The following is a 1,196-nucleotide window of genomic DNA, read 5'->3' on the forward strand; positions in this document are numbered from 1 at the left end:
GCGGCCGTCGGTGCCTCGCGCGCCGCCGTCGACGCCGGCTGGTACCCGCACAGCAACCAGGTCGGCCAGACCGGCAAGCAGGTCTCCCCGCAGCTGTACGTGGCCAACGGCATCTCGGGTGCCATCCAGCACCGGGCCGGCATGCAGACCTCGAAGACCATCGTGGCCGTCAACAAGGACCCGGAGGCCCCGATCTTCGAGCTGGCGGACTACGGCGTGGTCGGCGACCTCTTCGCCGTGCTGCCGCAGCTCACCGGCGAGGTCCAGGCCCGCAAGGGCTGACCGCACGACCGAGCACGACGCGCCGGAGGGCGTGGCACCGAGTACCCGGTGCCACGCCCTCCGGCGTATCCGCTGCTGCCCCGCGCGGCGTGCGTCCCGCAGGTGGTCCAGGCCTGCTCCGCGACGCCCGCGGCACGTGTGCGGACTACTCGGCGCAGGCCGCCAGGTGCTGGGTGAAGCCGCCCTGGTTCGGCGGCAGCGGGCGCGGCTCGACGGGCTGCACCCGCTCGGGCTCCTCCTGCGGCAGCAGCGTGAGCTCCGGCTGGTCGGAGTCGGGGGCCGGGGTCAGCCGGACCCGGGTGCCCACCGGGACGGTGCTGCGCAGACCGCTGACGATGCACCAGACGTCGAAGCCCTCGGCCATCCGGATCAGCGACTTCTGCCGGGCCAGGGGCGTCCTGGCCTGCTCGACGGCGCACCGGCGCACCACGCCGGTGCCCTGGCTGCGCTCCAGGCGCAGGTCGGTGGAGCCGCAGGTGGGGCAGAGCAGCCGCTGGAAGGTCGGGTTGCTGCACCACGTACAGCGCTGGAAGTACAGCGGGGTGCTGTCGATGTCGGCGTCGATGGCTGAGTGGACCACGGTGTCATCTCCCTGCACTCGGACTGGGCTGCCGGCTCGCTGTGCGCCGCCGGCGTACGGCCGGCGGGCAGCCGGGGTGTGTCCTCGGCGTACGTCCGCGATACGGCCTCCGTACGCCAGCAAAAGGATAGGGAACTCAGTACCGCCCTGGGAAGGCACTGAGTTCCCTTTTTGCTACGCGCATGCATAATGAAGGGTACTGAGTACCGTCGCGAAACAGGAGTGCCGATCATGAGCCAGGACTTCGATCTCTTCCGGATCTCCGAGGAGCACGAGATGCTGCGTGAGGCGGTGCGTTCGCTGGCCGAGGCGAAGATCGCTCCGTTCGCGGCGG

Annotated in this window: 2 protein-coding genes; one reads left to right on the forward strand and one right to left on the reverse strand. The window is 70.9% G+C overall.

Features of this window, described 5'->3' with window-relative positions; genetic code table 11:
• On the forward strand, window positions 1-282 hold a 282-nt coding region (locus tag ABZ495_RS37060; RefSeq protein ID WP_359812525.1), incomplete at its 5' end, for an electron transfer flavoprotein subunit alpha/FixB family protein.
• Window positions 283-427: 145 nt separating this feature from the next.
• Here the strand turns inward: ABZ495_RS37060 and ABZ495_RS37065 are convergent.
• Window positions 428-862: a hypothetical protein gene (locus ABZ495_RS37065; RefSeq protein ID WP_329486969.1), complete on the reverse strand. Its 435-nt coding sequence runs from the start codon at window positions 860-862 to the stop codon at window positions 428-430.
• Between the last annotated feature and the right edge of the window lie 334 nt (window positions 863-1,196).

The organism is Kitasatospora sp. NPDC005748, assembly GCF_040630735.1.
GTDB lineage: Bacteria > Actinomycetota > Actinomycetes > Streptomycetales > Streptomycetaceae > Kitasatospora.